This window comes from Sphingobium sp. AS12, from assembly GCF_019097845.1.
Lineage (GTDB): Bacteria > Pseudomonadota > Alphaproteobacteria > Sphingomonadales > Sphingomonadaceae > Sphingobium.
Genome location: NZ_JAHRGM010000001.1, coordinates 711533 through 733553 on the forward strand (window position 1 = coordinate 711533; position 22021 = coordinate 733553).

The following is a 22021-nucleotide window of genomic DNA, read 5'->3' on the forward strand; positions in this document are numbered from 1 at the left end:
CGCCCCGATGGCAAAGGGGGAATCAGGCGGTAACGCGAATATCGGGACCTAGCATCCCCGCGCCACCCACAGCGCGACCGTCGACCGACAGCGCCAGCAACCGCCGCTGCCCGACCGGGCCGGGCGCGCGCCATCCGCCAGTATCATCGGCACTAAAGCCCCAGAAACGGCCATAATATTCCGGGTCGCCGATCATCATCAGCGGTGCGGTCCCGTGCGCCTTTGCAGCGGCGACAACGGCGTCCATCATCGCCCGGCCATGGCCACCACCCTGATGCGCCGGATCGACCGCCACGGGGCCGACCATGATATAGGGCCGCTGCGTTCCGTCATCCTGCGTCAACGCCACCGGCCAGCTTTGCAGCGATCCGATCAATACGCCGTCATCATCCACCACAGCGAAGGAGAGCGCGGGAATCCAAGCGGTCGTCCCGCGAATCAGATAGGCCGTCCGTCCATGCCGGTCCGTGCCGAACGCATCGTCGAGCAGCCGCTCGATCGCGTCTGGCCGCTGGCTTTCAAGAGGGACAATCATAGACACGTCTTGCCGATCCGCCATCAATGGCGCATGGACCGCGCCGGGAGCGGCGGGCTTTACCGCCCGCATCGCAAAATGAAAGACTAAACTGGCCCCGCCTGACAGCAGGAAAGGGCCGGATATGGCGGGCCATGCAAACTGGATTTGACGATTTTTTGACGCTGGAGGTCAATAACCTCCATGTCGATGTGCTGACCGGCATTTATTCGGAGGAGACCCATCTCCCCCAGCCGCTGCGCATCTCCATCCGCGCGCGGCTGACGATCGCGGATCATTATGATCCTGCGACGCCGTTGACGCAGTCCAAAAATTATATGGACCTTAAACATGCGGCCTCGACCGCCTTGCCCGATGGGGTCCATTTCACCCTGATAGAGGCGGTGGCCGACCATATCGTCGACACCATCTTCCTTCAGGGCGACAATGTGACCCATGTCGAAGTGAAGATCGTCAAGCTGGCCTTGTCCGAACGTGGCGAGGAGATTGGCATCACGCTTGGCCGCAGCCGGAAATAACGGTTTCCAAAAACACAATGTGTTCCCGCGAAGGCGGGAGTCCAGTTCCGGGGTTTCAACTGGACTCCCGCCTGCGCGGGAGTACGCCGCTCACCCCTTCTTGATCAGCCCGATCTCGATCAGCCGCTCGGTCAGATAATCATGCGCGCTGATCGGCGGGTCGCGGCGCGGATTGGTTTGACTCACACATTGCGGCAGGGCGTCGATCATCACGTCGGGCCGCAGGTGCAGGAAGAAGGGCATCGAATAGCGCGAATGGCCGCGCCGCTCCGGCGGCGGATTGATCACGCGGTGGCTGGTCGATGGCAGCATATGGTTGGTCAGCCGCTGGAGCATGTCGCCGACATTGATCGCCAGCGCGCCGGGTGGCGGCACCACCGGCAGCCAGTTGCCGTTGCGGTCCTTTAGCTCCAGCCCGCCTTCCTCGGCCCCCAGCAACAGGGTGATCAGGTTGATGTCCTCATGCGCGCCCGCGCGGATGCCCGGCGCTTGTGGCGACACCGGCGGATAATGGAGCAATCGCAGGATTGAATTGCCCCGGTCGATCGGCCCGTCGAACCAGCGTTCTTCCAGCCCCAGATAGAGCGCGATCGCCGACAGCAGTTCCGCGCCGACCCGGTCGAACTCGGCATAGAGTTTGGAAAAGACGGGGTGGAATGCGGGCAGTTCGTCGGGCCAGACATTGGGCGGCATCGTCTCGGCCAGCGGATCGCCCGGCGGCAAATCGCGCCCGACATGCCAGAATTCCTTCAGGTCATTCTCGCTCGCGCCCTTGGCGATTTCGGTGCCGAACGCGGTATAGCCGCGCTGGCCGCCATTATATTTGGCATCATAGGCGCGCTTGGCGGCTTCGGGCAGGACGAAAAAGTCGCGCGCCAGCGTCCATCCCGCGTCGATCAGCGCCGGGTCCATGCCATGATCGCGCACCATCGCGAAGCCGAATCGCTGGAAGGATTCGCCAAACGCTTTCGCGAAATCCGCCTTGCTCAACTCCGCCATCGACAGGACGGGCACCTGATCCAGCACCGATTGCGACACTTTATACTTCTCCGAAATTTGGGTCCGAAAACTCTGGGGCAGGGCGTGCAACATAAGGAACGCGCACCGATATTCCCATCCTTGATCGCGGCGAAGCGGTGATGCAAGGAGGCAAAATGAACTATTGGCTGATGAAATCGGAACCCGATGTTTTTTCCTATGACGACCTGGTCGCCAAGGGGAAGGCGGAATGGGACGGTGTGCGCAATCACACCGCGCAGATCAACATGAAGGCGATGCGCCGGGGCGACCTGGCGCTCTTCTACCACAGCAATATCGGGGTAGAGGCCGTGGGCATCATGGAAATTGTCGAGGAAGCGGCTCCCGACAGCACCGACGAGAGCGGCAAATGGATCGCGATCCATGTCCACGCCCGCGAAAAGCTTGCCAAACCGGTCACGCTCAAGACGATGAAGGCCGATCCGGCCCTGGCTGGCATGGTCATGCTGCGCCAATCACGCCTGTCCGTGTCACCGGTGTCAAAGGCAGAGTTTGATCATATCGTCGCACTATCAAAGGCTTAAGGCGTCATAATCGTTCCGGTTGCGTTCTGCGCAACTGTTCCGGCGCTTTTTGCGATTGTCGCTTTGCTGCGCTGCGACATAGAAGCGCCTCAACAGAATAAGAATATTACAGAGGTGTTTGATCGGCATTCACAAGGAGTTTACCCATGCGAATGCTGTCCAAGTTTGTTGCCGCCAGCGCCCTTAGCGCTTTTGTCGCCCTCGTTGCCCCTGCCCAGGCTGAAGAAGCCGCCAAGCAGCGCTTCACCCACGAAGGCTATACCTACGTCTATAACGTCAAGGATACCAAGTCGGGTAAGGTCATTTCCGGCCGTCGTTTCCCCGATGCGGTTGCCTTCAACCTCTCGGTCAAAGACGGCAAGGTTTCCGGCGTTTCCGGCGGCCAGCAGGTCACGTTCAAGGTTGACGAAGCGCGCGGCGCTGCCTCGAACTGAGCGTCACGCCTTTTGAGCCAATAAAAAGGCCGCTTCCGACGGGAAGCGGCCTTTTTTGTTGGCTCGGTGCTTAGCGGCAGCGACGCTTGCTGTCGACTTCCTTGCCGAGCAGACCGCCACCAACGGCACCCAGGATCGTACCGGTCGTGCGTTCGCCGCGCGTATCGATCGCCCGGCCCAGCAATGCGCCGCCAGCGGCACCTACGATCAGGCCGGTCGTGCCATTGGACTTGCGGCAATAGGTCCGGCCATCGCGACCGCGCCATTCCTTGTACCGATAATGTTTGCGCGCCTGTGCGCCGTCAGTCGGCACGGCCATAGACATCGGAACGGCCAGCGAGACAGCGGCCAGGGCGAGCAGGGCTTTACGCATGAGTATCTCCTCCATTTGCGTTGGTTTGACGCTTGAACCACTGCACTTTGACCCAGGTTGCATGAACATCTCACAACGAGATAAGTCGTTGGTTATAAATCACTAAATTTTTAGGCGAACGGACGCCCGGCAGGGACGAACGGGCAGTGTAAGCCGGAGTGGGGATGTTCATCCTCGCGCCGCCGGGCTGGAATGCATCCCCTGACAGCCGCAGGAAAGTTATCCACAGCTTTATGACAATTCTGATACGCGCCACTGCCGATTCCGCTTTGCGCGACTCGCTTTTGGTGAGAGCATCCCTTTATCGGAACAGCAGAAAACGGAGCGATCCATTTCCAACAAATCCCTGCTAAAACAGGAATTTAATGCTGTCCTGAAGGTCCGCTGGAAGGCGTCGTTCGCAAGGACGACATCAACCAACGGATCGGTCCAAAAAGACCGCTGCCGGGTACGCGCGAAAGTGAACGTCGGGCATCGGATATTGGAGGACCAGAGCCGGATTGGCTGCCCTTGGCCCGATCCGGAGCAGTCCTTGGCAAACAGCCTTTCAGGCCGGCGCCAGGACAACGCCGGGCCGATGATCGCCTCTCGCCAGAGAAGCGGATCGCATGACCCGACGGCAGTGGGGACCGACAGCAATGTCGGCCCCCATTTTGCGTTTGGAGCCTGGCGCTGAACGCATCGTGGGGGAATCGCGCCAACTGGTGCCGGATGCAGGATTTGAACCCGCGACCTTCGGTTTACAAAACCGCTGCACTACCACTGTGCTAATCCGGCGCACCAGTCAGGCGACACGCCCTTACTATCAGATGACGCCGAACGTCCAGCCCTCCGTTGCAGCAATTTGTCGATCGAGCGGGGCTGGCGTCCACAGCGCATCCTGCCGCGCCACCGCCCTCATCCACGCCGCTGTCACAATCGCGTCCGCACCATGATCGTCCGGCATCGCGCCCTCATGCCGCTCCGACCCGATTCTCTCCAGCGCATCATTGAGCGCAACAGCGTCGCGCATCTTGGCTCGCCCCTTCGCCCGCCCGGCCGCAGACGCGGCGAGGCTGGTGTAGATTTCCACGATCAGCGACCCGTGCGCGGGCAAAGGATCGAACGGCCATACTGGCACATCGCCCCGCACCCGGTGCAGCAATCGCATCCCGGCAAAGCTGGCCTTGGCCACCTGCGCCGCGCCGATCGCGTCATAGACGGTGGATGGCTTGCCCCCGCCACCTGCCAGATAGTGCGCCTCGCACGCACGATTATGCATATAACCGGCCTTCACCCCGTCCGCCTTGCCGAAATAGAAATGCCGCCGGTGCGCAACCTCCAGCAGGCTCGCCGCACCCAGGTCCACATCCTCGCAAATCGCATCGACATAGGTCCAGAAGTCCGGCCCATTGTCCGGCACGGCGTCACCCGGCAAATAGCCGCCCCGCGCCACAAAAGGCGGCGCAAAGCTGAAATCGAAACCGAACAGGGTAGGGGCCTCGCCCGCTATGCCTACCAGCCAGTCCGCCACGCCCGTCCGCGACCACACCCCGTCCGGTGCCTCCACCAGCCGCGGCACCGCGCGCCCCGCCTCGCACAGCGCGACCGCAATCCCCTTATGCCGCGCGCCCTTAGCGCCCGACCAGTCGATCGCGGCAAAGCGCGTGAAGCAGGGCGTCACCCTGCGCCGCGCTCCGCCCGCAACCGCTGCCAATAGGCGATCCGCTCGGCAATCCGGGCCTCATAGCCCCGGTCGGTCGGCGCATAGAAGCTTTGCGGCGTCATCTCGTCCGGCCAATAATTCGCGCCGGAAAAGCCGTCCGCCGCGTCATGATCATATTGATAGCCTTTGCCATAGCCGACATCCTTCATCAGCTTGGTCGGCGCGTTCAGAATGTTTTGCGGCGGCATCAGCGATCCGGTGTCGCGCGCCGATTTGAACGACGCCTTCATCGCCATATAGGCGGCGTTGGATTTGGGCGCGGTCGCGCAATAGAGACACGCCTGCACGATCGCCACTTCGCCTTCGGGACTGCCCAGAAAGTCGTAAGCCTCCTTAGCCGCCAGACACTGGACCAGCGCCTGCGGGTCCGCCAAGCCGATATCCTCGGCGGCAAAGCGCACCAGCCGCCGCAGCACATAAAGCGGCTGTTCGCCCGCCACCAGCATCCGCGCCATATAATAAAGCGCCGCCTGCGGGTCCGACCCGCGCAGCGACTTATGCAGCGCGGAGATGAGGTTATAATGCCCCTCCCGATCCTTGTCATACACCGCGACGCGGCGGTGGAGCAGGGCGGACAGGCCAGCCGGATCGAGCGGCTCTGCTATGTCGATCGCATACAGCGTCTCGACCTGATTGAGCAAAAAGCGCCCGTCCCCATCCGCACTCGCCACCAGCGCCTCGCGCGCGTCCGCGTCCAGCGGCAGGGGACGCCCCGTCACGGCTTCGGCCCGCTCCAGCAACTGCTCCAGCGCCGCCGCATCCAGCCGTCGCAGGATCAGCACCTGCGCCCGCGACAGCAACGCCGCATTCAGCTCGAAACTCGGATTTTCGGTGGTCGCGCCCACCAGCGTCACCGTGCCATTTTCAACGAAAGGCAGAAATCCGTCCTGCTGCGCCCGGTTGAAGCGATGGATTTCGTCCACGAACAACAGGGTCTTGTCGCCCCGCCGCCCATGCTCCTTGGCGGCAGCAAAGACTTTCTTGAGGTCCGCAACACCTGAAAACACCGCCGATATCGGCTCAAACCGCATCCCCACCGCATCGGCCAAAAGGCGCGCGGTCGTGGTCTTGCCGGTCCCCGGCGGACCCCACAGGATGATGGAGGACAGTCGCCCCGCCGCCACCATCCGCCCGATCGCCCCCTCCGGCCCGGTCAGATGCTCCTGACCCACCACCTCCGCCAGCGTGCGCGGACGCAAGCGGTCGGCCAGCGGCGCTGATTCCAGTGCTGCTTCACTGGCTCCCGCCACATCCTGCTGGGCAAATAGGTCGACCATTTTTCACCGTTCGCCCTGAGCCTGTCGAAGGGCCGTTCTTCTCTGAGACAAAGGACTGGGCTTCGACAAGCTCAGCCGGAACGGAATATATAGGTTGTTGTCGGGATTATGGAACCGGGCTGGATCGCGGCATCATGCCCTGCGCACGCTGGCGGATAATCCGCAAATAGGTGTCGACCAACGCCTGATTGACCTGATCCCACCCGTTGCGCTCCGCCCGCGTCTGCGCCGCCGCGCCCGCCTGTCCGCGCGCATCGCAGTCCAGGCAATAATCCTGCAAGGCATCGGCAAAGGCGCCGATCGCGCCGGGCCGGATCAGCCGCCCGGTCACCCGGTCGCTCAACAGGCTTTCGCTGCCTGTCGCCCGCGCCGCGACAGTCGGCACGCCGCACGCCATCGCCTCCAGCGTGACATTGCCGAACGTTTCGGTCACCGACGGGTTGAACAACATGTCCATGCTGGCGACCGCGCGGCCCAGATCATGCCCCTGCTGGAAACCGGTGAAGATCGCGCCGGGCAGGCGGTTCTGGAACCATTCGCGCGCCGGGCCTTCGCCCACCACCAGCACCTTGTGCGCCACCTGGCGCGTCGCAAGCTGGTCGATCGTGTCGGAAAACACGTCCAGCCCCTTTTCCATTACCAGCCGGCCGATAAAGCCGATGGCGGGCATGTCATCATGGATGCCGATAGACCGCCGCCAATCGAGATCGCGCCGGCCCGGATTGAAAATTTCCCGGTCTATGCCGCGCGTCCAGATGCCGACATCATAGCTCATCCGCTGTTCGCGCAGCAGCTGCGCCATCGATTCGGACGGGGCGACGATCGCGTCGCAGCGGCGATAGAAACGGCGCAATATCCCCTCGATCACCGGCTCCAGAAAGGCGAGGCCATAGTAACGCGGGTAAGTCTCGAACCGCGTATGCACCGATGCGACCGTCGGCAAATCATTCTGCCGCGCCCAGCTGAGCGCACGATGGCCCAGCGGATCGGGGCTGGACAGGTGGATCAGATTGGGTGCGAACGCCTTGAGATCGCGGCGAACCCTGGCCGACATGGCGTAGGGAATCCGATACTCCTTGCGGCCCGGCACCGGTACGGACGGCGTGCTGATCAGGTCGCCTGCGGGCGCGAAGGCTGGCGTATCGGTGGTGGGCGAATAGACCCGCACCGCTGCGCCCTGCCGCAGCAAATGGCCGACAAAGCGATTGAGCGCCTGATTGGCCCCATCGCGCACATAATTATAATTGCCGCTGAACAGGGCAATGCGAAGGCCGCTAGCATCCATCGCAGCCCCCTTAGCCCAAGAAATGTGAAAACCCAAGGGAACCGGGTAAGCCCTTGGGAATTATGCCCTTAGTTAGGATTGGGACACCGGCTGACGCGGTTGCGCCCAAGGGATAGAGGATGCCCCGATGCCGCAGACATTCCGTAAAGGTGCGCGAGTCAGATGGAATTGGGGGCAGGGCGTCGGCCGGGGACATATAGCGGAACGGTTCGACCGTCCCGTGGAGCGCCATATTGAAGGCGTGCCTGTCCGCCGCAACGGATCGCCCGCCAATCCCGCCTATCTGATCCACGCCGATAATGGCGCACAGGTGCTGAAACTCAGTTCGGAAATCCACACCGCCTGACGCCACTGGTTTGCAGCCGGCCTCTCGCATCATCGGCGGAGCCATGGCATGACGGGGCATGGACACGCCCTTCATGACCATCGACGCGCTGCTCGTCGGCACGCCTGTCCCGTTTCGCGACGGCGACTACAGCGCCATCGCCAAAACGCCTGTCACCGGCCCGGTGCAGATCACATGGGACGGCTTCGTCGGCAATCAGGTCGCCGACCCCATCCACCATGGCGGCTGGGACAAGGCGATCCACCTCTACCCGCAGGATCATTATGACTGGTGGCGCGACCGCAAACCCGGTCAGCCCTTGCTCGACGTGCCCGGCGCCTTTGGCGAAAACATCGCCTCGCGCGGGATGACCGAGGACCAGATTTGCCTGGGCGACCGCTTCACTTTGGGCAGCGCGATCGTGGAGGTCAGCCATGGCCGCCAGCCTTGTTGGAAACTCGACCACCGCTTCGCCGCCCGCGACGTCATGGCGACCATCGTGAAAACCGCGCGCAGCGGCCTCTATTTCCGCGTGATGCAGCAGGGGGAAGCGCAGGCAGGCACCGCCATGACCCTGATCGACCGCCCGCTCCCTGACTGGAGCATCGCCCGCGTCTTTCATTTGCTGATCGGCGGCGGCCATAAAAGCGACCCGTCCGCCGTCCGTACCCTCGCCAACACCCCGGTCCTGGCCGAAGCCTGGCGCGACCGCGCCCGCAGGCTTGTCCCTTAACCCTTCTCCCCTCGGGGGAGAAGGATATGAAGCCTTAACGAACGCAGTGAGTTTAGGCGAAGTTGGAAGAGGGGGAACGGCGCGCCATTCTCTGTCCTACACCCTACCAAACTGCTATACCGCGACCCGGCTCCTTCCTATCGTCCGCACCCGACCACGACCGCACACCACGCGATCGACCGGCAAACTTCACCCAAATTCCTCATATGCGACATGGGCGAACTTTGCGAAGTTCCGCGCGCCGCCATCCCTCTGGCGCAGCGCTGGCACGCCCCCTATAGCTGTCCCATGACATCAAACGACAAGAAGGTTTCGCCCCCCAAACGCCCCGCCCGCGATAAGGTGCGCCCCGCCGGTTTCCCGACCCGCAACGAAATCATGGATTTCATCACCACGTCCGACCAGCCAGCGGGCAAGCGCGAAATCGCCAGGGCGTTCGGCCTCAAGGGCCAGGAAAAGATCGCGCTCAAGGCTTTGCTGAAGGACATGGCCGACGAAGGCCTGATCGACCTTGGCCCCGCCCGCGCTTTCCACAAGCTGGGCGGCGTACCCAAGGTCACGGTGCTGCGCATCATCGACGTGGACGACACTACTCTGATCGCCACCCCCGAACGGTGGGAAGCCGAAGGCCAGCCCGCGCCGCGCCTGCGCATCGTCGAGCGTGGCAAACGCGGCGCATTGACCGTTGGCGACCGCATTCTCGCCCGCACCGAGGAAGCCGGGAAGGGCTGGATCGCCCATCCGATGAAGAAGCTGCCCAAGGCGACCGAAATGCTGCTGGGCGTCGTCGAGGAAATGGCCGACGGCAAGCTATGGCTCCGCCCGGTCGACAAGCGCATCCGCAAGGACACGCCGATCAGCGATCTTGGCTCGGCCAAAAAGGGCGACTTGGTACTGGCCGAACCGACCGGCCGCCCGCCGCGCATATCCGCCCGCGTCACCGACATTCTCGGCGACCCCTTCGCCCCGCGCAGCTTCAGCATGATCGCCATCCACAAACATGGCATCCCCCACGTCTTTCCCGACGCGGTGGAAGAGGAAGCCGTCACCGCCTCCGCCCTCCCGCTCCACGCGGAAAAGCGCGAGGATCTGCGTCATCTGCCGATCGTCGCGATCGACCCGGTGGACGCCCGCGATCATGACGATGCGGTCTGGGCGACCCCGGACGAGGATGAGGGCAACCCCGGTGGCTTCCGCGCCATCGTCGCCATCGCCGACGTCAGCTACTATGTCCGCCCCGGCAGTGCGCTCGACCGCGAAGCCCGCAAGCGCGGCAACAGCGTCTATTTCCCCGACCTCGTCGTGCCGATGCTGCCGCACCAGCTCTCGTCCGACATGTGTTCGCTCCGCGCCGGGCAGGACCGCGCTGCTATGGCCTGCCACCTCGTCATCAACGCCGCTGGCAAGGTGACGTCATGGCGCTTCTCCCGCGCGATCATCCGCGTCGCGGCCGTGCTGGCCTATGAAGATGCGCAGGCGGCGATCGACGGCAAGGCCGATCACCCGATGCTGGACATTGCGCTGAGGCCACTCTGGGACTGCTGGGCGCTGCTCCACAAGGCGCGGGAAAAGCGTGAGCCGCTGGCGCTCGACCTGCCCGAACGGCGCGTCGTGCTGGACGAATGGGGCAAGATCGTCAGCGTCGCGGTGCGCGAACGGCTCGACGCCCATATGCTGATCGAAGATTATATGATCGCCGCCAACGTGGCAGCGGCCAAGGCGCTGGAGCAAAAGAAGGCGCCCGTCATGTACCGCGTCCACGAACCGCCCAGCCGCGACAAGCTGGTCGCGCTCAAGGAGTATCTCGCGACCTTCGACATCGACTTCGCGCTGGGACAGGTGATCCGCCCCGCGACCTTCAACCATCTGATCAAGCGGGTCGGGGAGGCGGAGGAAAAACCGCTGATCATGGAGCAAATCTTGCGCAGCCAGACCCAGGCCTATTACAGCCCGGTCAATATGGGCCATTTCGGCCTGGCGCTCGGCTCCTACGGCCATTTCACCTCGCCCATCCGCCGCTATGCCGACCTGCTGGTCCATCGCGCGCTGGTCGGTGCCCATGGCCTGGAATTGCCCGCGCCCAAGGGCGGCACCATCCCCGCCAAATCTTCGCTCAGTGTCGAGGATTATGAGAATATGGGCCGCGTCGGCGAAATGATCAGCCAGTTTGAGCGCCGCGCCATGGAAGCGGAGCGCGACACGGTCGACCGCTACGTCGCCGCATTCCTGGCCGCCCATGTCGGCGAAATCGTGAAGGCGCGGATCACCGGTGTCCAGAATTTCGGCTTCTTCGCCACGGTCGAGGAACTGGGCGGCGACGGACTGGTCCCGGTATCGACCATGGGCCGCGAACGCTTTTTCTATGACGAAGCGGGCCGAGCGCTGGAAGGCGTGGAAAGCGGCGATCGCTACTCCGTGGGCCAGCGGCTGGAATTGCGACTGGCCGAAGCCGACCCGATCAACGGCGCGCTGCGCTTCGAACTCCCTGACACGCCACCCTCACGCGGTGGCCCGATCAAACGCGACCGGACCCGCCCCGGCAGTCATCGCGGCCGACCGATCAATGTCCGCCACACGGGTAGCAAAAGGGGCAAGCATAAGCGGTAACCGCGATCCTCCCCGGCACGGGGAGGGGACCACGAAGTGGTGGAGGGGGCCATCCACCCGCACGGCGTTGATACGCCACCCCCCTCCGTCGGGCTGCGCCCGCCACCTCCCCTTGCAGGGGAGGATCAATCAGTAGAATCAACTCAGCCGATCGATCGCCTCAGCGTCCAGCGCGCCGGGAATGATCATGATCGGGCAGGGCATTCGCCCAGCGTCGGCCCCGGCAAAGTGGGACACCAGCGCGCCGGGCGGTCCGCTGGCCGCAGCGCCCAGCACCAGGGCGGCAACATCGTCCATTTCGTCGAGCGTCCGGCGCACGACGGTTACTGCGTCGCCCTGCCGCACGGTGATGCTGGGGCGGATGCCGGACTCGTCGGTCAGCGTGCCCGCAGCGCTCGTCACCAGCGCTTCGGCCCGTTGCAGCGCCTCATCCTCCATCGTCGCCTGCACGCCACCCCACTGGACGAACTCGGCAGGCGGGATCAAGGCCAGGATGCGCACAGCACCGCCGGTTTGCGCTGCCCGGCGAGCAGCAAAACGCAGCGCGGTTTCCGCTTCCGGCGATTCGTCCACGACAACCAGATATGTCCGCACGTTCCATCGCCCCCGCGTCACTTTGACGGCCCCGCCGGGGGTCATTACCTGCCCAACGAACCAGTGCGGTAAAATGTGGGCCATATTTGCCCCTTCCGCAAGCGCTCGCTTGACCGATCCGGCGAATGGGTGAAAACGAGCAGCCATTGGCGCGTGCCGTACAGATAAGAAGAGGCCCCAAACGCATGAGCAAGACGATCCAGATGCCCGCTTTGTCCCCGACCATGGAGGAAGGGACGCTGGCCAAATGGCTGGTTAAGGAAGGGGATACGGTATCGTCCGGCGATCTGCTGGCGGAAATCGAAACCGACAAGGCGACGATGGAATTTGAAGCGGTCGATGAAGGCATCGTCGCCAAGATTCTGGTGTCCGAAGGCTCCGAAGGCGTGAAGGTCGGCACCGTCATCGCCATTATCGCCGAAGAGGGCGAGGATGTCGCGACCGCCGCTGCCAGTGGCGGCAAGCCCGCACCCAAGGCCGACGCCGTTCCCGCCAAGGCAGAGGCCGCAGCCCCCGCCGCCGCTGCGCCTAAGGCAGATGCGGTCCCCGCTGCGCCAGCCTCCACCGACGCCCGCGTCAAGGCCAGCCCGCTCGCTCGCCGTCTGGCGCAGGCCAAGGGCATTGATCTGGCCGCTGTTTCCGGCACCGGTCCCAACGGGCGCATCGTCAAGGGCGACCTGGACGGCGCAAAGGAAGGCGTCTCCGCGCCAGCCGCTGCACCCGCGCCTGTCGCCGCGCCCGCAGCCAAGGCACCCGCAGCAGCCCCGGCACCCGCCGCCGCCAGCAGCGCGCAGGATTTCGGCATTCCGCACGACGTCGTCAAATTGAGCGGTATGCGCAAGACCATCGCGCGCCGCCTGACCGAATCCAAGCAGCAGGTGCCGCACATCTACCTGACCGTCGACATTCAGCTCGACAGGCTGCTCAAGCTGCGTGGCGAATTGAATGCGGGTCTCGCCAGCCGCAAGGTCAAGTTGTCAGTCAACGACCTGCTGATCAAGGCGCTGGGTGTCGCGCTGATCGAGGTTCCCGAATGCAACGTCCAGTTCGCGGGCGACCAGATGCTGCAATTCAAGCGTGCCGACATCAGCGTCGCCGTGTCGATCCCCGGTGGCCTGATCACCCCGATCGTGACCGGCGCAGATGCCAAGGGCGTCGCCGCGATCTCGACCGAGATGAAGGATCTGGCCGATCGCGCCAAGGCGGGCAAATTGTCGCCCAACGAATATCAGGGCGGCACCGCGTCGCTCTCCAACATGGGCATGTTCGGCATCAAGCAGTTTGAGGCGGTCATCAACCCGCCCCAGGGCATGATCATGGCGATCGGCGCAGGCGAAAAGCGGCCCTACGTGATCGACGACAGCCTCCAGATCGCCACCGTCATGTCGGCAACCGGCAGCTTCGACCATCGCGCCATCGACGGTGCTGACGGTGCACGCCTGATGAAGGCGTTCAAAGAACTGATCGAAAACCCGATCGGTATGCTGGCCTGATGGCCCTGATCGACGAGCAGCCGCCGGAATATAGTCCGGCGGTGCGTGTCATCGCCATGCCCGCCGATACCAATCCCCATGGGGATATTTTCGGCGGCTGGTTGATGAGCCTGATGGATTCGGCAGCTGGATCAGTCGCCGCCCGTCATTCAAAAGGCAGGGCGGTGACGATCGCGGTCGAGGGGATGACCTTCCTGCGCCCGGTCATCGTCGGCGATGAAGTGTCGGTGTTCGCCAGTCTGGCGTCGGTCGGCTCCACGTCGATGAAGATCGCGGTCGAAGCCTGGCGGCGCGCCCGCCATGACGACCGTTCCTATCGCGTGACCCAGGCGACCTTTACCTTTGTGGCGATCGGAGAGGATCGCCAGCCCCGTTCCGTTCCGCCGATTGCGGAAGCCTAATCATAAGAAGCGAGTGTGACCCATGGCTGATACCTACGATCTCATCGTCCTTGGCTCCGGCCCCGGCGGCTATGTCGCCGCGATCCGCGCCGCGCAGCTTGGCCTGAAAACCGCCATTGTCGAGCGCGAAAATCTGGGTGGCATATGCCTCAACTGGGGTTGCATCCCGACCAAGGCGCTGCTGCGCTCGGCCGAGATTTTCCACTATATGCAGCACGCCAAGGATTATGGCCTGGCCGCCGACAATATCACCGCCGACATCGAAGCGGTGGTGAAGCGCTCGCGCGGCGTCGCCAAGCAGCTCAATCAGGGCGTCACCCACCTGATGAAGAAGAACAAGATCAGCGTCCATATGGGCGATGGCAAGCTGACCGGCAAAGGCAAGCTGACCGTCACCAGGGATGGCAAGGTCGAGGAACTGACCGCCAAGCATATCATCATCGCCACCGGGGCGCGCGCCCGCGACCTGCCGCAGCTCAAGGCCGACGGCAAGCGGGTGTGGACCTATCGCCACGCCATGACGCCACCCGAAATGCCGACCAAGCTGCTGGTCATCGGCTCCGGCGCGATCGGCATCGAATTTGCCAGCTTCTATAATGATATGGGCGCTGACGTGACCGTGGTCGAGATGATGGACCGCATCGTCCCCGTCGAGGATGCAGACGTGTCCGCCTTCCTTGAAAAGGCGGTCAAGAAGCAGGGCATGACCGTGCTGACCGGCGCGAAGATCGAAAAGATTGCGACCGGCGACAAGGGCGTGACCGCGACCATCAAGGACAAGGCAGGCAAAGACACGACAGTCGAATATAGCCATGTCATCGTCGCCATCGGCATCGTCCCCAATGTCGAAAATCTGGGTCTGGAAGATGTCGGCATCGAACCCGACCAGCGCTACCACATCAAGACCGATGCCTATGGCCGCACTAATGTCGACGGCATGTGGGCGATCGGCGACGTCACCGCGCCGCCATGGCTGGCGCATAAGGCCAGCCATGAAGGCGTGATCGTCGCCGAGGCGATCGCGCAGGCGCTGGGCAACAAGGATGTCCATCCCCACGCGATGGACGTGCGCAACATTCCTGGCTGTACCTACTGCCACCCGCAGATCGCCAGCGTCGGCCTGACCGAGGCGAAGGCGAAGGAAGCCGGTTACGATGTGAAGGTCGGCATGTTCCCCTTCATCGGCAATGGCAAGGCGATCGCGCTGGGCGAATCCGAAGGCTTCACCAAGACAGTGTTCGACGCCAAGACCGGCGAGTTGTTGGGCGCGCACATGATCGGCGCGGAGGTCACCGAGATGATCCAGGGCTACACCATCGGCAAGACGCTGGAGACGACCGAAGCGGAGTTGATGCACACCGTGTTCCCGCATCCGACCATTTCGGAATCGATGCACGAAAGCGTACTGGCGGCCTATGGCCGTGCGCTCCATATCTGATCGCTGGACAGTATGGAAAGGCGCGGGGGCTTTGGCTCTCGCGCTTTTTTGCGTCTTGGGCGTTGCGCTGATGCAGCGGGCGGGGTGGTTGGATGGCCTGAATGTCGGGCTGATGGGCTGGGCCGGGACGGCGCGCGATAGCGGGCTGGGCCAACAACTGACGCCACTGATGCGGCTGGCAACGGCGATCGGCGATACGATCGGCAGACTTGCGATTTTGGCGCTGGTCCTGCCGGCGTTGCTGTGGCGGCATCGCCGTGCCGACGCGCTCTGGCTGGCTCTGATGATGGCGGGCGGCACCGCGCTGAACCTGATCCTCAAGCAGATATTCGCTGCGCCGCGCCCGGACCTGCTGCCGCATCTCGACATCGTCCACAGCTACAGCTTTCCCAGCGGCCATGCGGCGGGCAATATGATGATGTTCGGCGCGCTGGCGATGCTGGCGGGACGGCGCAGTGCCTATTGGGCCGCGGGCGTGATGATCGCGCTGATCGGGGCCAGCCGCGTCTGGCTGGGCGTGCATTGGCCGAGCGACGTGACTGCCGGATGGATTGAAGGACTAGGCTGGCTTGCGTTCTGCCGCGTCTGGCTACCAGCGCGGCGAGGGTAGCAGCAACGCCCTCTTCAGGCTGTCATGCGGCGGCATTCCGTCTCTGGTGATGAAGCCATGGACCCAGAAACTGTCATAGGCGCTGGTGGCGGCGATCAGCAGGAGGAGCAGCGCGGAGGCGGCAAGCACTGTCCGAGCGCCGCGCACGGCCCGGTCGGGCGAGAGCGCCAACAGCACCAGCGGCAGGACAGGCAGGAAATAGCGCCCCTGCGTCCCCTGAATGAAATCCGCGCCCGGCGGTGTGCCGGTCAAATACATGGCGGTTTCAATGAGGAGCGCGACCCCACCCGCAACCGCGAGCCACCAGAGTCGCTGGCCCATGCCAAAGCGCGCCTCCGCGCCGTTCAGCACCGCCGCACCCAGCATGGCCGCCGCCAGCGGATAGGCGATCAACGGCAGCAGGATCGCGTTCCAGCCAAAGCGCCCGACGATCTGGAGGGCATAGACCGGCGCTCGCTCGATCACGCTGGACGTCAGGATGCGGCCATAGCCGACCGGATCGTTCAGGATCACCGCCAACTGGTCGGCCAGCGGCGCGGTCATCACGCTCTCGCCGGTCTTGCGCGACATGATATGATAGAGCGCCTGACTGCCGCCCGAAAATTTCATCCAGCCCACAAACACCGCCGCACCCAGCGCCATCGCGCCCAGAATCAGCCAAGGCCGCCTGTCGCGCCGATGCTGCGGCCAGCGCAGTCCCGCCGCCAACAGCGGCAGATAGACGCCCTTGGCCAGCGCTAGCAACGGCGCAGCCAGAACCAGTCCTGCCGATGCCTGCCCCATGAAGCCGACGCGCAGCGCCAGTGCCAGCCCCAAGAAGCCCATGCCGTTGATTACCGCATCGGGCGAGAGCGAGCCGATCTGATAGGCAAAGGTCGGCAACAGCGCGACGCTCAGCATCGCCATCCGGCCAAAGGGCAGCAGCCGCAGCGCCGCAATCAGCAGGGCCAGCGCGACCAGCGCATTGACGATCCGCCCGGTGTAGAAACTGCCCAATCGCGGCAGGCCCAGCGCATCGCCGATCAGCAAGCCCGTCGCGCCCGGCGCATAGAGCGTCGGCGCATAGCTCGCGACATTGGGAAACTCGGCAAAGACCGTGCCGGGCCGCGAAGCATCCGCGTGCCAGCTGTGCGCCAGCATCGCGGTGTCGAACCGACGCAGAGTGACTGGCACATCAGTCGGGAAATCGACGCTATGAAGGTCGATCGCCGCGCGGGGCAATTGCGCGCCAATCGTCTCGCCACGCTGCTCGGTCAGCACACCGCCTTCGGACAGCAGCAGCGCCTTCATATAATGCTGATTTTCGTCTGGTGCCTGAAAGGGCGGCGTCACCACCGCAAAGAACAGTGTCGCGGCGCAGATCGCCACCAGCAGCAGCCGTTCGAGCGCAGACCATGGCGCAGCGAACAGCATGTCGCCGCGCGTCGCCCGCGCCCTCCCAATCCGCTCGTTCCGCATGACTGCCCTGTGCCTTTGGTCAATTTCCGCCGGACCATAGGCCGCCAGCCCTTAACATTTCGCGCCTGTAGAGAAATTTTGCCCGACCATGACTGCAAAGGAAAAGGCCCGGCCGCTTGGAAGCGACCGGGCCTTTTCCGTCGTACAGCGCTGAAAAAGATCAGCCGCTATAGTACATGTCGAATTCAACCGGCGAAGGTGCCATTTCCCAGCGATACACTTCGGGCCATTTCAGTTCCATATAGGCGTCGATCTGGTCCTTGGTGAACACGCCGCCCTTGAGCAGGAAGTCCTGATCCTTTTCCAGGCTTTCGAGCGCTTCGCGGAGCGATCCGCACACGGTCGGCACCTTGGCCAGTTCCACCGGCGGCAGGTCGTACAGATTCTTGTCCATGGCTTCGCCGGGATGAATCTTGTTCTCGATCCCGTCGATGCCCGCCATCAGCAGCGCCGATGTGGCAAGGTAGGAGTTGGCGAGCGGATCGGGGAAGCGGAATTCGACGCGCTTCGCCTTGGTGCCGGCACCGTAAGGAATACGGCACGAAGCCGACCGGTTGCGCGCCGAATAGGCGAGCAGCACGGGGGCTTCAAAGCCCGGCACCAGACGCTTGTAGCTGTTGGTGGTCGGGTTGGTGAAGGCGTTGAGCGCCTTGGCGTGCTTGATGACGCCGCCGATGAAGAACAGGCAGGTGTCGGACAGACCGGCATAGCCGTCGCCGGCAAAGGTATTCTGCCCCTTGTTCCAGATCGAGATATGCGTGTGCATACCTGAACCATTGTCGGCCTTGATCGGCTTGGGCATGAAGGTTGCGGTCTTGCCATACGCCTGGGCCACCATCTTCACTACATATTTGTAGATCTGAATGCGGTCGCAGGTTTCGACCAGCTTGCCAAAGGTCAGGCCCAGTTCGTGCTGGCTGCCCGCGACTTCATGGTGATGCTTGTCCATGGGCAGGCCCATTTCCATCAGCGTGGTCACCATTTCGGCTCGGATGTCGGTGGTCACGTCGACCGGGCCGACCGGGAAATAGCCGCCCTTGGCGCGCGGACGGTGGCCCATATTACCCCCATCATATTTCGTGCCAGTGTTGGTCGGCAACTCGACATCGTCCAGCTTGTAGAAGCTGCCATTATAGGTGTTGTCGAACTCTACGCTGTCGAACATGAAAAATTCAGGTTCCGGGCCGATATAGACGGTGTCGCCAAGGCCAGTCGACTGAAGGAACATTTCGGCGCGCTTGGCGGTCGAACGCGGATCGCGCGAATAGAGCGAACCATCTTCGGGTTCCACAATGTCGCACACCAGGATCATCATCGGCGTCGCGCTGAACGGGTCGAAGAACACCGCGTCCAGATCGGGCTTCAGAATCATGTCCGATTCGTTGATTTCCTTCCAGCCCTCGATCGAGGAACCGTCGAACATCAGGCCGTCGGTCAGCTCATCCTCGCCAATGACGTTCGCGCACATCGTCAGGTGATGCCAGGTGCCCTTGGGATCGGTAAAACGGACATCGACCCACTCGATCTCCTTTTCTTCGATCATCTTGAGAATGTCTTTTGGCGTATTGGCCATGTGCGCTTGCCCTTCTCGTTTGTTACCCCCCCGAAGGGGTAGATGGATGCCCGTTGTTCCGTCGCCCCGATGTCGGGATGACGAGAATTTGCGTGAGTTCAAATCGCGTCGCTGTCCCGCTCGCCGGTACGAATCCGCACGGCGCCCTCGACGTTGGAAATGAAGATCTTGCCGTCGCCAATGCGTCCGGTCTGCGCGGCGGCGCAGATCGCCTCGACCACACGGTCCGCCAGCGCATCATCAACGACGACTTCCAGCTTCACCTTGGGCAGGAAATCGACGACATATTCAGCGCCGCGATAGAGTTCGGTATGGCCCTTCTGCCGGCCAAAACCCTTGGCCTCGGTCACGGTAATGCCCGACACGCCCACTTCGTGGAGCGCTTCCTTCACCTCGTCCAGTTTGAACGGCTTGATGATCGCTTCGATCTTTTTCATCACTTGTAATCCCAACCCATGACGCACGACAGAATGCGGGCGCGACCCGCATCCCTCTCTCCTCAAGTGACGATCGTCATGTCCCCCCAAAGGCCAAGCGCCGTCCCTCTTGATATCCAATTACCGTGCCAAATGGCGAATCGCTAGAACATGCTTTCGGCGATGCAGCAATCTTTGTCCATATTGCCCGGATTCAGGGCATTTCCGTGTCAAACTGCCCGTTTTTTAAGCAGGGCATGACGCGCGCTCAGCTATAGGGCGGCGCGTCCAGTCCGGCAGGGCTTTTGGTGAAAATCTCGCACCCCGTTTCGGTGATGCCGATACTATGTTCGAACTGGGCGGACAGGGTCCGGTCGCGCGTTACCGCGGTCCAGCCATCGTCCATCATCTTGACGCCGGGCTTGCCGATATTGATCATCGGCTCGATCGTGAAGAACATGCCGGGCTTGAGTTCAGGACCAGTACCGGGACGGCCGATATGGACGACCTCAGGGCTGTCATGGAACACCCGGCCCAGGCCATGACCACAAAAGTCGCGGACCACGCCATAGCGGTGCTTTTCGGCGTGCCGCTGGATCACATGGCCGATGTCGCCCAGATGGTTCCCCGGTTTCGCCTGCTCGATGCCTAGCATCAGGCACTCATAGGTCACCTCGACCAGCCGCCGCGCCTTGATCGGCGCGTCGCCCGCGATGAACATCCGGCTGGTATCGCCATGCCAGCCATCGACGAGCGGGGTGACGTCGATATTGACGATGTCGCCGTCCTTCAGCCGATAGTCGCCGGGGATGCCGTGACAGATGACATTGTTGATCGATGTGCAGCAGCTATGGGTATAGCCGCGATAGCCCAGGGTCGCAGGCACGCCACCGCCATCCAGCGTCATGCGCCGCACAATGTCGTCCAGTTCGCCCGTCGTCACGCCCGGCACGACATGCGGCACCAGCGCGTCGAGTATCTCCGCCGCCAGCCGACCGGCGCGGCGCATACCTTCAAAACCGGCCGCGTCATACAGTTTGATCGCGGACGAACGGGAAATCGGCGCATCGGCCGTCATCGTCATATATTCGGTCATGACATGACTATAGGGGCAGATGCGCCATAATGCGAGAGGGGCGGCTAGGCAGGGCGGACAGGGCAGGCTATGGACGCGCCATGGCCGATCCCACCCGCATCTGGACCGCAGCGCTGATCGTGATCGGCGACGAAATCCTTTCTGGCCGCACCCAGGACAAGAATGTCAGCCAGATTGCGACCTGGCTCAATGTCCAGGGGATCCGCCTGCGCGAAGTGCGGGTGGTGGCGGATGACAATGATGCGATCATCGAGTCGGTCAATATTCTGCGCGCGCGCAACGACTATCTGTTCACCACTGGCGGCATCGGCCCGACCCATGACGACATCACCGTCGATGCGATCGCGGCGGCTCTGGGCGTGGCCGTGGAGGTGCATCCACAGGCGCGGGCGATGCTGGCGGGCTATTATGAAACGCGCGGCGGCCTGACTGACGCGCGGCTCCGCATGGCGCGGGTGCCTGCCGGGGCCAGCCTGATCGAAAACCGCATGTCGGGCGCGCCGGGCATTCGCCATGGCAATATCTTCATCATGGCGGGCGTGCCGCATATCACCGGCGGGATGCTCGATAGCCTGACGGGCAAGCTGGAGGGCGGATTGCCGGTTCTCTCCGCCACCATCGGCTGCTGGGTTGCGGAAAGCGAGATTGCAGACCTGCTGGGTGCCGCCGAACGCGCGCATGATGGCTGCCAGATCGGCAGCTATCCCTTTTTCCGCGAAGGTCGCACCGGCGCGAACTTCGTGGTGCGATCGACCGATGCAAGCGCGCTTGACCAGTGCGTCGCGGCGCTCAGCGCTGCGCTGGAGCAAGGCGGATGGCCGGTAATGCCGGACGGCATCTAGGGATCAGCGTTTCGCCGCGAACCAGATGACGTGGCGCGGTCCTTTGCCATTGTCGCGTGCCTTGACCACCACTTCATCGACAGCATAGGCCGCATTGCGCAAGCGACGGGTGAAAGCATCGTCCGATCCCGCCGACCACACCGCCAATATGCCGCCGGGTGTCAGCGCATCGCGCGCTGTCGCCAGACCCTGCGCAGAATAGAGCCGGTCATTGGCCGCCATGGTCAGCCCGTCCGGACCATTATCCACGTCGAGCAAGATCGCATCATAGCTGCTCTTACCGTCGGCAATAGCCGTCGCCACATCACCCATGACCAGATCGACGCGGGGATCGTCCAGGCATCCGGCAGCCAGCTCGACCATCGGCCCGCGCGCCCATGCGATGATCTCCGGCACCAGTTCTACCAGCGTGATTCGCGCATCGGCTGGCAAGATCGCCAGCGCCGCGCGCAGGGTGAAGCCCATGCCATATCCGCCGATCAGCAGATGCGGTGCCTTGCGCCCCGCCAGCCGCTCGATCGTCATGACGGCCAGCGCCTTTTCCGATCCGCTCATCCGGCTGCTCATCAATTCGTTGCGATCCAGCACGATCATGAAATCGCCACCCCGGCGGTAGAGCTTCAATTCCTCCCCGCCCGGAATGGCGGCAGAGCCAAGATATTCGCGCGGGGTCATGCTGGCGTCTTTCCTTGAGGTGCGTCGCTGGGCCGCATGGCAGCTTGGCAAGCATCGCGCAAATGCTACAG

General features: G+C 63.1%; 23 protein-coding genes and 1 tRNA gene. 11 read left to right on the forward strand and 13 right to left on the reverse strand.

Annotated elements, in window-relative coordinates; translation table 11 throughout:
• Window positions 1-22 precede the first annotated feature (22 nt).
• Window positions 23-535 carry a GNAT family N-acetyltransferase gene (locus KRZ98_RS03530; RefSeq protein WP_217672245.1) on the reverse strand — a complete coding sequence of 171 codons (513 nt, stop codon included), beginning with the start codon at window positions 533-535 and terminating at the stop codon, window positions 23-25.
• Window positions 536-669: 134 nt separating this feature from the next.
• On the opposite strand from KRZ98_RS03530, the gene KRZ98_RS03535 reads away from it, so the two are divergent.
• The gene (locus KRZ98_RS03535; protein WP_217672246.1) at window positions 670-1053 is read left to right on the forward strand and encodes a dihydroneopterin aldolase; all 384 of its coding nucleotides are present in this window, start codon (window positions 670-672) and stop codon (window positions 1051-1053) included.
• Between the two features lie 90 nt (window positions 1054-1143).
• On the opposite strand, the gene KRZ98_RS03540 is transcribed toward KRZ98_RS03535, so the two are convergent.
• On the reverse strand, window positions 1144-2091 hold the full coding sequence (locus tag KRZ98_RS03540; RefSeq protein ID WP_217672247.1) for a 2-oxoglutarate and iron-dependent oxygenase domain-containing protein: 948 nt from the start codon (window positions 2089-2091) through the stop codon (window positions 1144-1146).
• A gap of 116 nt (window positions 2092-2207) precedes the next feature.
• On the opposite strand from KRZ98_RS03540, the gene KRZ98_RS03545 reads away from it, so the two are divergent.
• Both KRZ98_RS03545 and KRZ98_RS03550 read left to right on the forward strand, forming a co-directional pair.
• The gene (locus KRZ98_RS03545; protein WP_217672248.1) at window positions 2208-2615 is read left to right on the forward strand and encodes an EVE domain-containing protein; all 408 of its coding nucleotides are present in this window, start codon (window positions 2208-2210) and stop codon (window positions 2613-2615) included.
• Window positions 2616-2767: 152 nt separating this feature from the next.
• Window positions 2768-3049, forward strand: a complete 282-nt coding sequence (locus tag KRZ98_RS03550; protein WP_217672426.1) for a hypothetical protein — start codon at window positions 2768-2770, stop codon at window positions 3047-3049.
• Between the two features lie 70 nt (window positions 3050-3119).
• Here KRZ98_RS03550 and KRZ98_RS03555 read toward each other — a convergent pair whose 3' ends face one another.
• From KRZ98_RS03555 to KRZ98_RS03575, 5 genes are all read right to left on the reverse strand, one after another.
• Window positions 3120-3422 carry a glycine zipper 2TM domain-containing protein gene (locus KRZ98_RS03555; protein ID WP_217672249.1) on the reverse strand — a complete coding sequence of 101 codons (303 nt, stop codon included), beginning with the start codon at window positions 3420-3422 and terminating at the stop codon, window positions 3120-3122.
• 702 nt (window positions 3423-4124) lie between these two features.
• A tRNA-Thr gene (locus KRZ98_RS03560) sits at window positions 4125-4199 on the reverse strand.
• Window positions 4200-4227: 28 nt separating this feature from the next.
• Complete coding sequence (locus KRZ98_RS03565; RefSeq protein ID WP_368389781.1) at window positions 4228-5085, reverse strand: hypothetical protein; 858 nt, start codon at window positions 5083-5085, stop codon at window positions 4228-4230.
• Complete coding sequence (locus KRZ98_RS03570; RefSeq protein WP_217672251.1) at window positions 5082-6404, reverse strand: replication-associated recombination protein A; 1323 nt, start codon at window positions 6402-6404, stop codon at window positions 5082-5084. The genes KRZ98_RS03565 and KRZ98_RS03570 overlap by 4 nt, the downstream gene beginning before the upstream one ends.
• Before the next feature lie 106 nt (window positions 6405-6510).
• Complete coding sequence (locus KRZ98_RS03575; protein WP_217672252.1) at window positions 6511-7689, reverse strand: glycosyltransferase family 1 protein; 1179 nt, start codon at window positions 7687-7689, stop codon at window positions 6511-6513.
• Between the two features lie 127 nt (window positions 7690-7816).
• On the opposite strand from KRZ98_RS03575, the gene KRZ98_RS03580 reads away from it, so the two are divergent.
• The 3 genes from KRZ98_RS03580 (at window position 7817) to rnr (ending at window position 11354) form a co-directional block, all read left to right on the forward strand.
• The gene (locus KRZ98_RS03580; protein ID WP_217672253.1) at window positions 7817-8035 is read left to right on the forward strand and encodes a DUF2945 domain-containing protein; all 219 of its coding nucleotides are present in this window, start codon (window positions 7817-7819) and stop codon (window positions 8033-8035) included.
• A gap of 58 nt (window positions 8036-8093) precedes the next feature.
• Window positions 8094-8747: an MOSC domain-containing protein gene (locus KRZ98_RS03585; RefSeq protein ID WP_217672254.1), complete on the forward strand. Its 654-nt coding sequence runs from the start codon at window positions 8094-8096 to the stop codon at window positions 8745-8747.
• A 288-nt stretch (window positions 8748-9035) separates the two neighbouring features.
• Window positions 9036-11354 carry a ribonuclease R gene (rnr, locus tag KRZ98_RS03590; RefSeq protein ID WP_217672255.1) on the forward strand — a complete coding sequence of 773 codons (2319 nt, stop codon included), beginning with the start codon at window positions 9036-9038 and terminating at the stop codon, window positions 11352-11354.
• Window positions 11355-11492: 138 nt separating this feature from the next.
• Here the strand turns inward: rnr and KRZ98_RS03595 are convergent, their stop codons facing one another.
• Complete coding sequence (locus KRZ98_RS03595) at window positions 11493-11948, reverse strand: universal stress protein (protein ID WP_217672427.1); 456 nt, start codon at window positions 11946-11948, stop codon at window positions 11493-11495.
• A gap of 185 nt (window positions 11949-12133) precedes the next feature.
• On the opposite strand from KRZ98_RS03595, the gene KRZ98_RS03600 reads away from it, so the two are divergent.
• From KRZ98_RS03600 to KRZ98_RS03615, 4 genes are read left to right on the forward strand one after another with little or no spacing between them, the layout of a single operon-like run.
• The gene (locus tag KRZ98_RS03600; protein ID WP_217672256.1) at window positions 12134-13441 is read left to right on the forward strand and encodes a pyruvate dehydrogenase complex dihydrolipoamide acetyltransferase; all 1308 of its coding nucleotides are present in this window, start codon (window positions 12134-12136) and stop codon (window positions 13439-13441) included.
• Entirely contained in the window at window positions 13441-13842 is a 402-nt protein-coding gene (locus KRZ98_RS03605; RefSeq protein WP_217672257.1) for an acyl-CoA thioesterase, read from the forward strand. The genes KRZ98_RS03600 and KRZ98_RS03605 overlap by 1 nt, the downstream gene beginning before the upstream one ends.
• Window positions 13843-13864: 22 nt before the next feature.
• A complete protein-coding gene (gene lpdA, locus KRZ98_RS03610; protein ID WP_217672258.1) occupies window positions 13865-15280 on the forward strand; it encodes a dihydrolipoyl dehydrogenase in 1416 nt (471 codons plus the stop codon).
• Window positions 15258-15890 (forward strand): phosphatase PAP2 family protein, encoded by a 633-nt coding sequence (locus KRZ98_RS03615; RefSeq protein WP_217672259.1) that lies wholly within the window; start codon window positions 15258-15260, stop codon window positions 15888-15890. The genes lpdA and KRZ98_RS03615 overlap by 23 nt, the downstream gene beginning before the upstream one ends.
• Here the strand turns inward: KRZ98_RS03615 and KRZ98_RS03620 are convergent.
• From KRZ98_RS03620 to map, 4 genes are all read right to left on the reverse strand, one after another.
• Window positions 15870-17348 (reverse strand): DUF2142 domain-containing protein, encoded by a 1479-nt coding sequence (locus tag KRZ98_RS03620; protein ID WP_217672260.1) that lies wholly within the window; start codon window positions 17346-17348, stop codon window positions 15870-15872. The genes KRZ98_RS03615 and KRZ98_RS03620 overlap by 21 nt on opposite strands.
• Window positions 17349-17508: 160 nt before the next feature.
• On the reverse strand, window positions 17509-18921 hold the full coding sequence (glnA, locus tag KRZ98_RS03625) for a type I glutamate--ammonia ligase (protein WP_217672261.1): 1413 nt from the start codon (window positions 18919-18921) through the stop codon (window positions 17509-17511).
• Between the two features lie 98 nt (window positions 18922-19019).
• A complete protein-coding gene (locus tag KRZ98_RS03630) occupies window positions 19020-19358 on the reverse strand; it encodes a P-II family nitrogen regulator (RefSeq protein WP_043151458.1) in 339 nt (112 codons plus the stop codon).
• A 247-nt stretch (window positions 19359-19605) separates the two neighbouring features.
• Window positions 19606-20433 carry a type I methionyl aminopeptidase gene (gene map / locus KRZ98_RS03635; protein WP_119747499.1) on the reverse strand — a complete coding sequence of 276 codons (828 nt, stop codon included), beginning with the start codon at window positions 20431-20433 and terminating at the stop codon, window positions 19606-19608.
• A gap of 80 nt (window positions 20434-20513) precedes the next feature.
• Between map and KRZ98_RS03640 the strand changes: the two genes are divergently transcribed.
• A complete protein-coding gene (locus KRZ98_RS03640; RefSeq protein ID WP_217672262.1) occupies window positions 20514-21275 on the forward strand; it encodes a molybdopterin-binding protein in 762 nt (253 codons plus the stop codon).
• 3 nt (window positions 21276-21278) lie between these two features.
• Here KRZ98_RS03640 and KRZ98_RS03645 read toward each other — a convergent pair whose 3' ends face one another.
• On the reverse strand, window positions 21279-21950 hold the full coding sequence (locus KRZ98_RS03645) for a spermidine synthase (RefSeq protein ID WP_217672263.1): 672 nt from the start codon (window positions 21948-21950) through the stop codon (window positions 21279-21281).
• Window positions 21951-22021 lie beyond the last annotated feature (71 nt).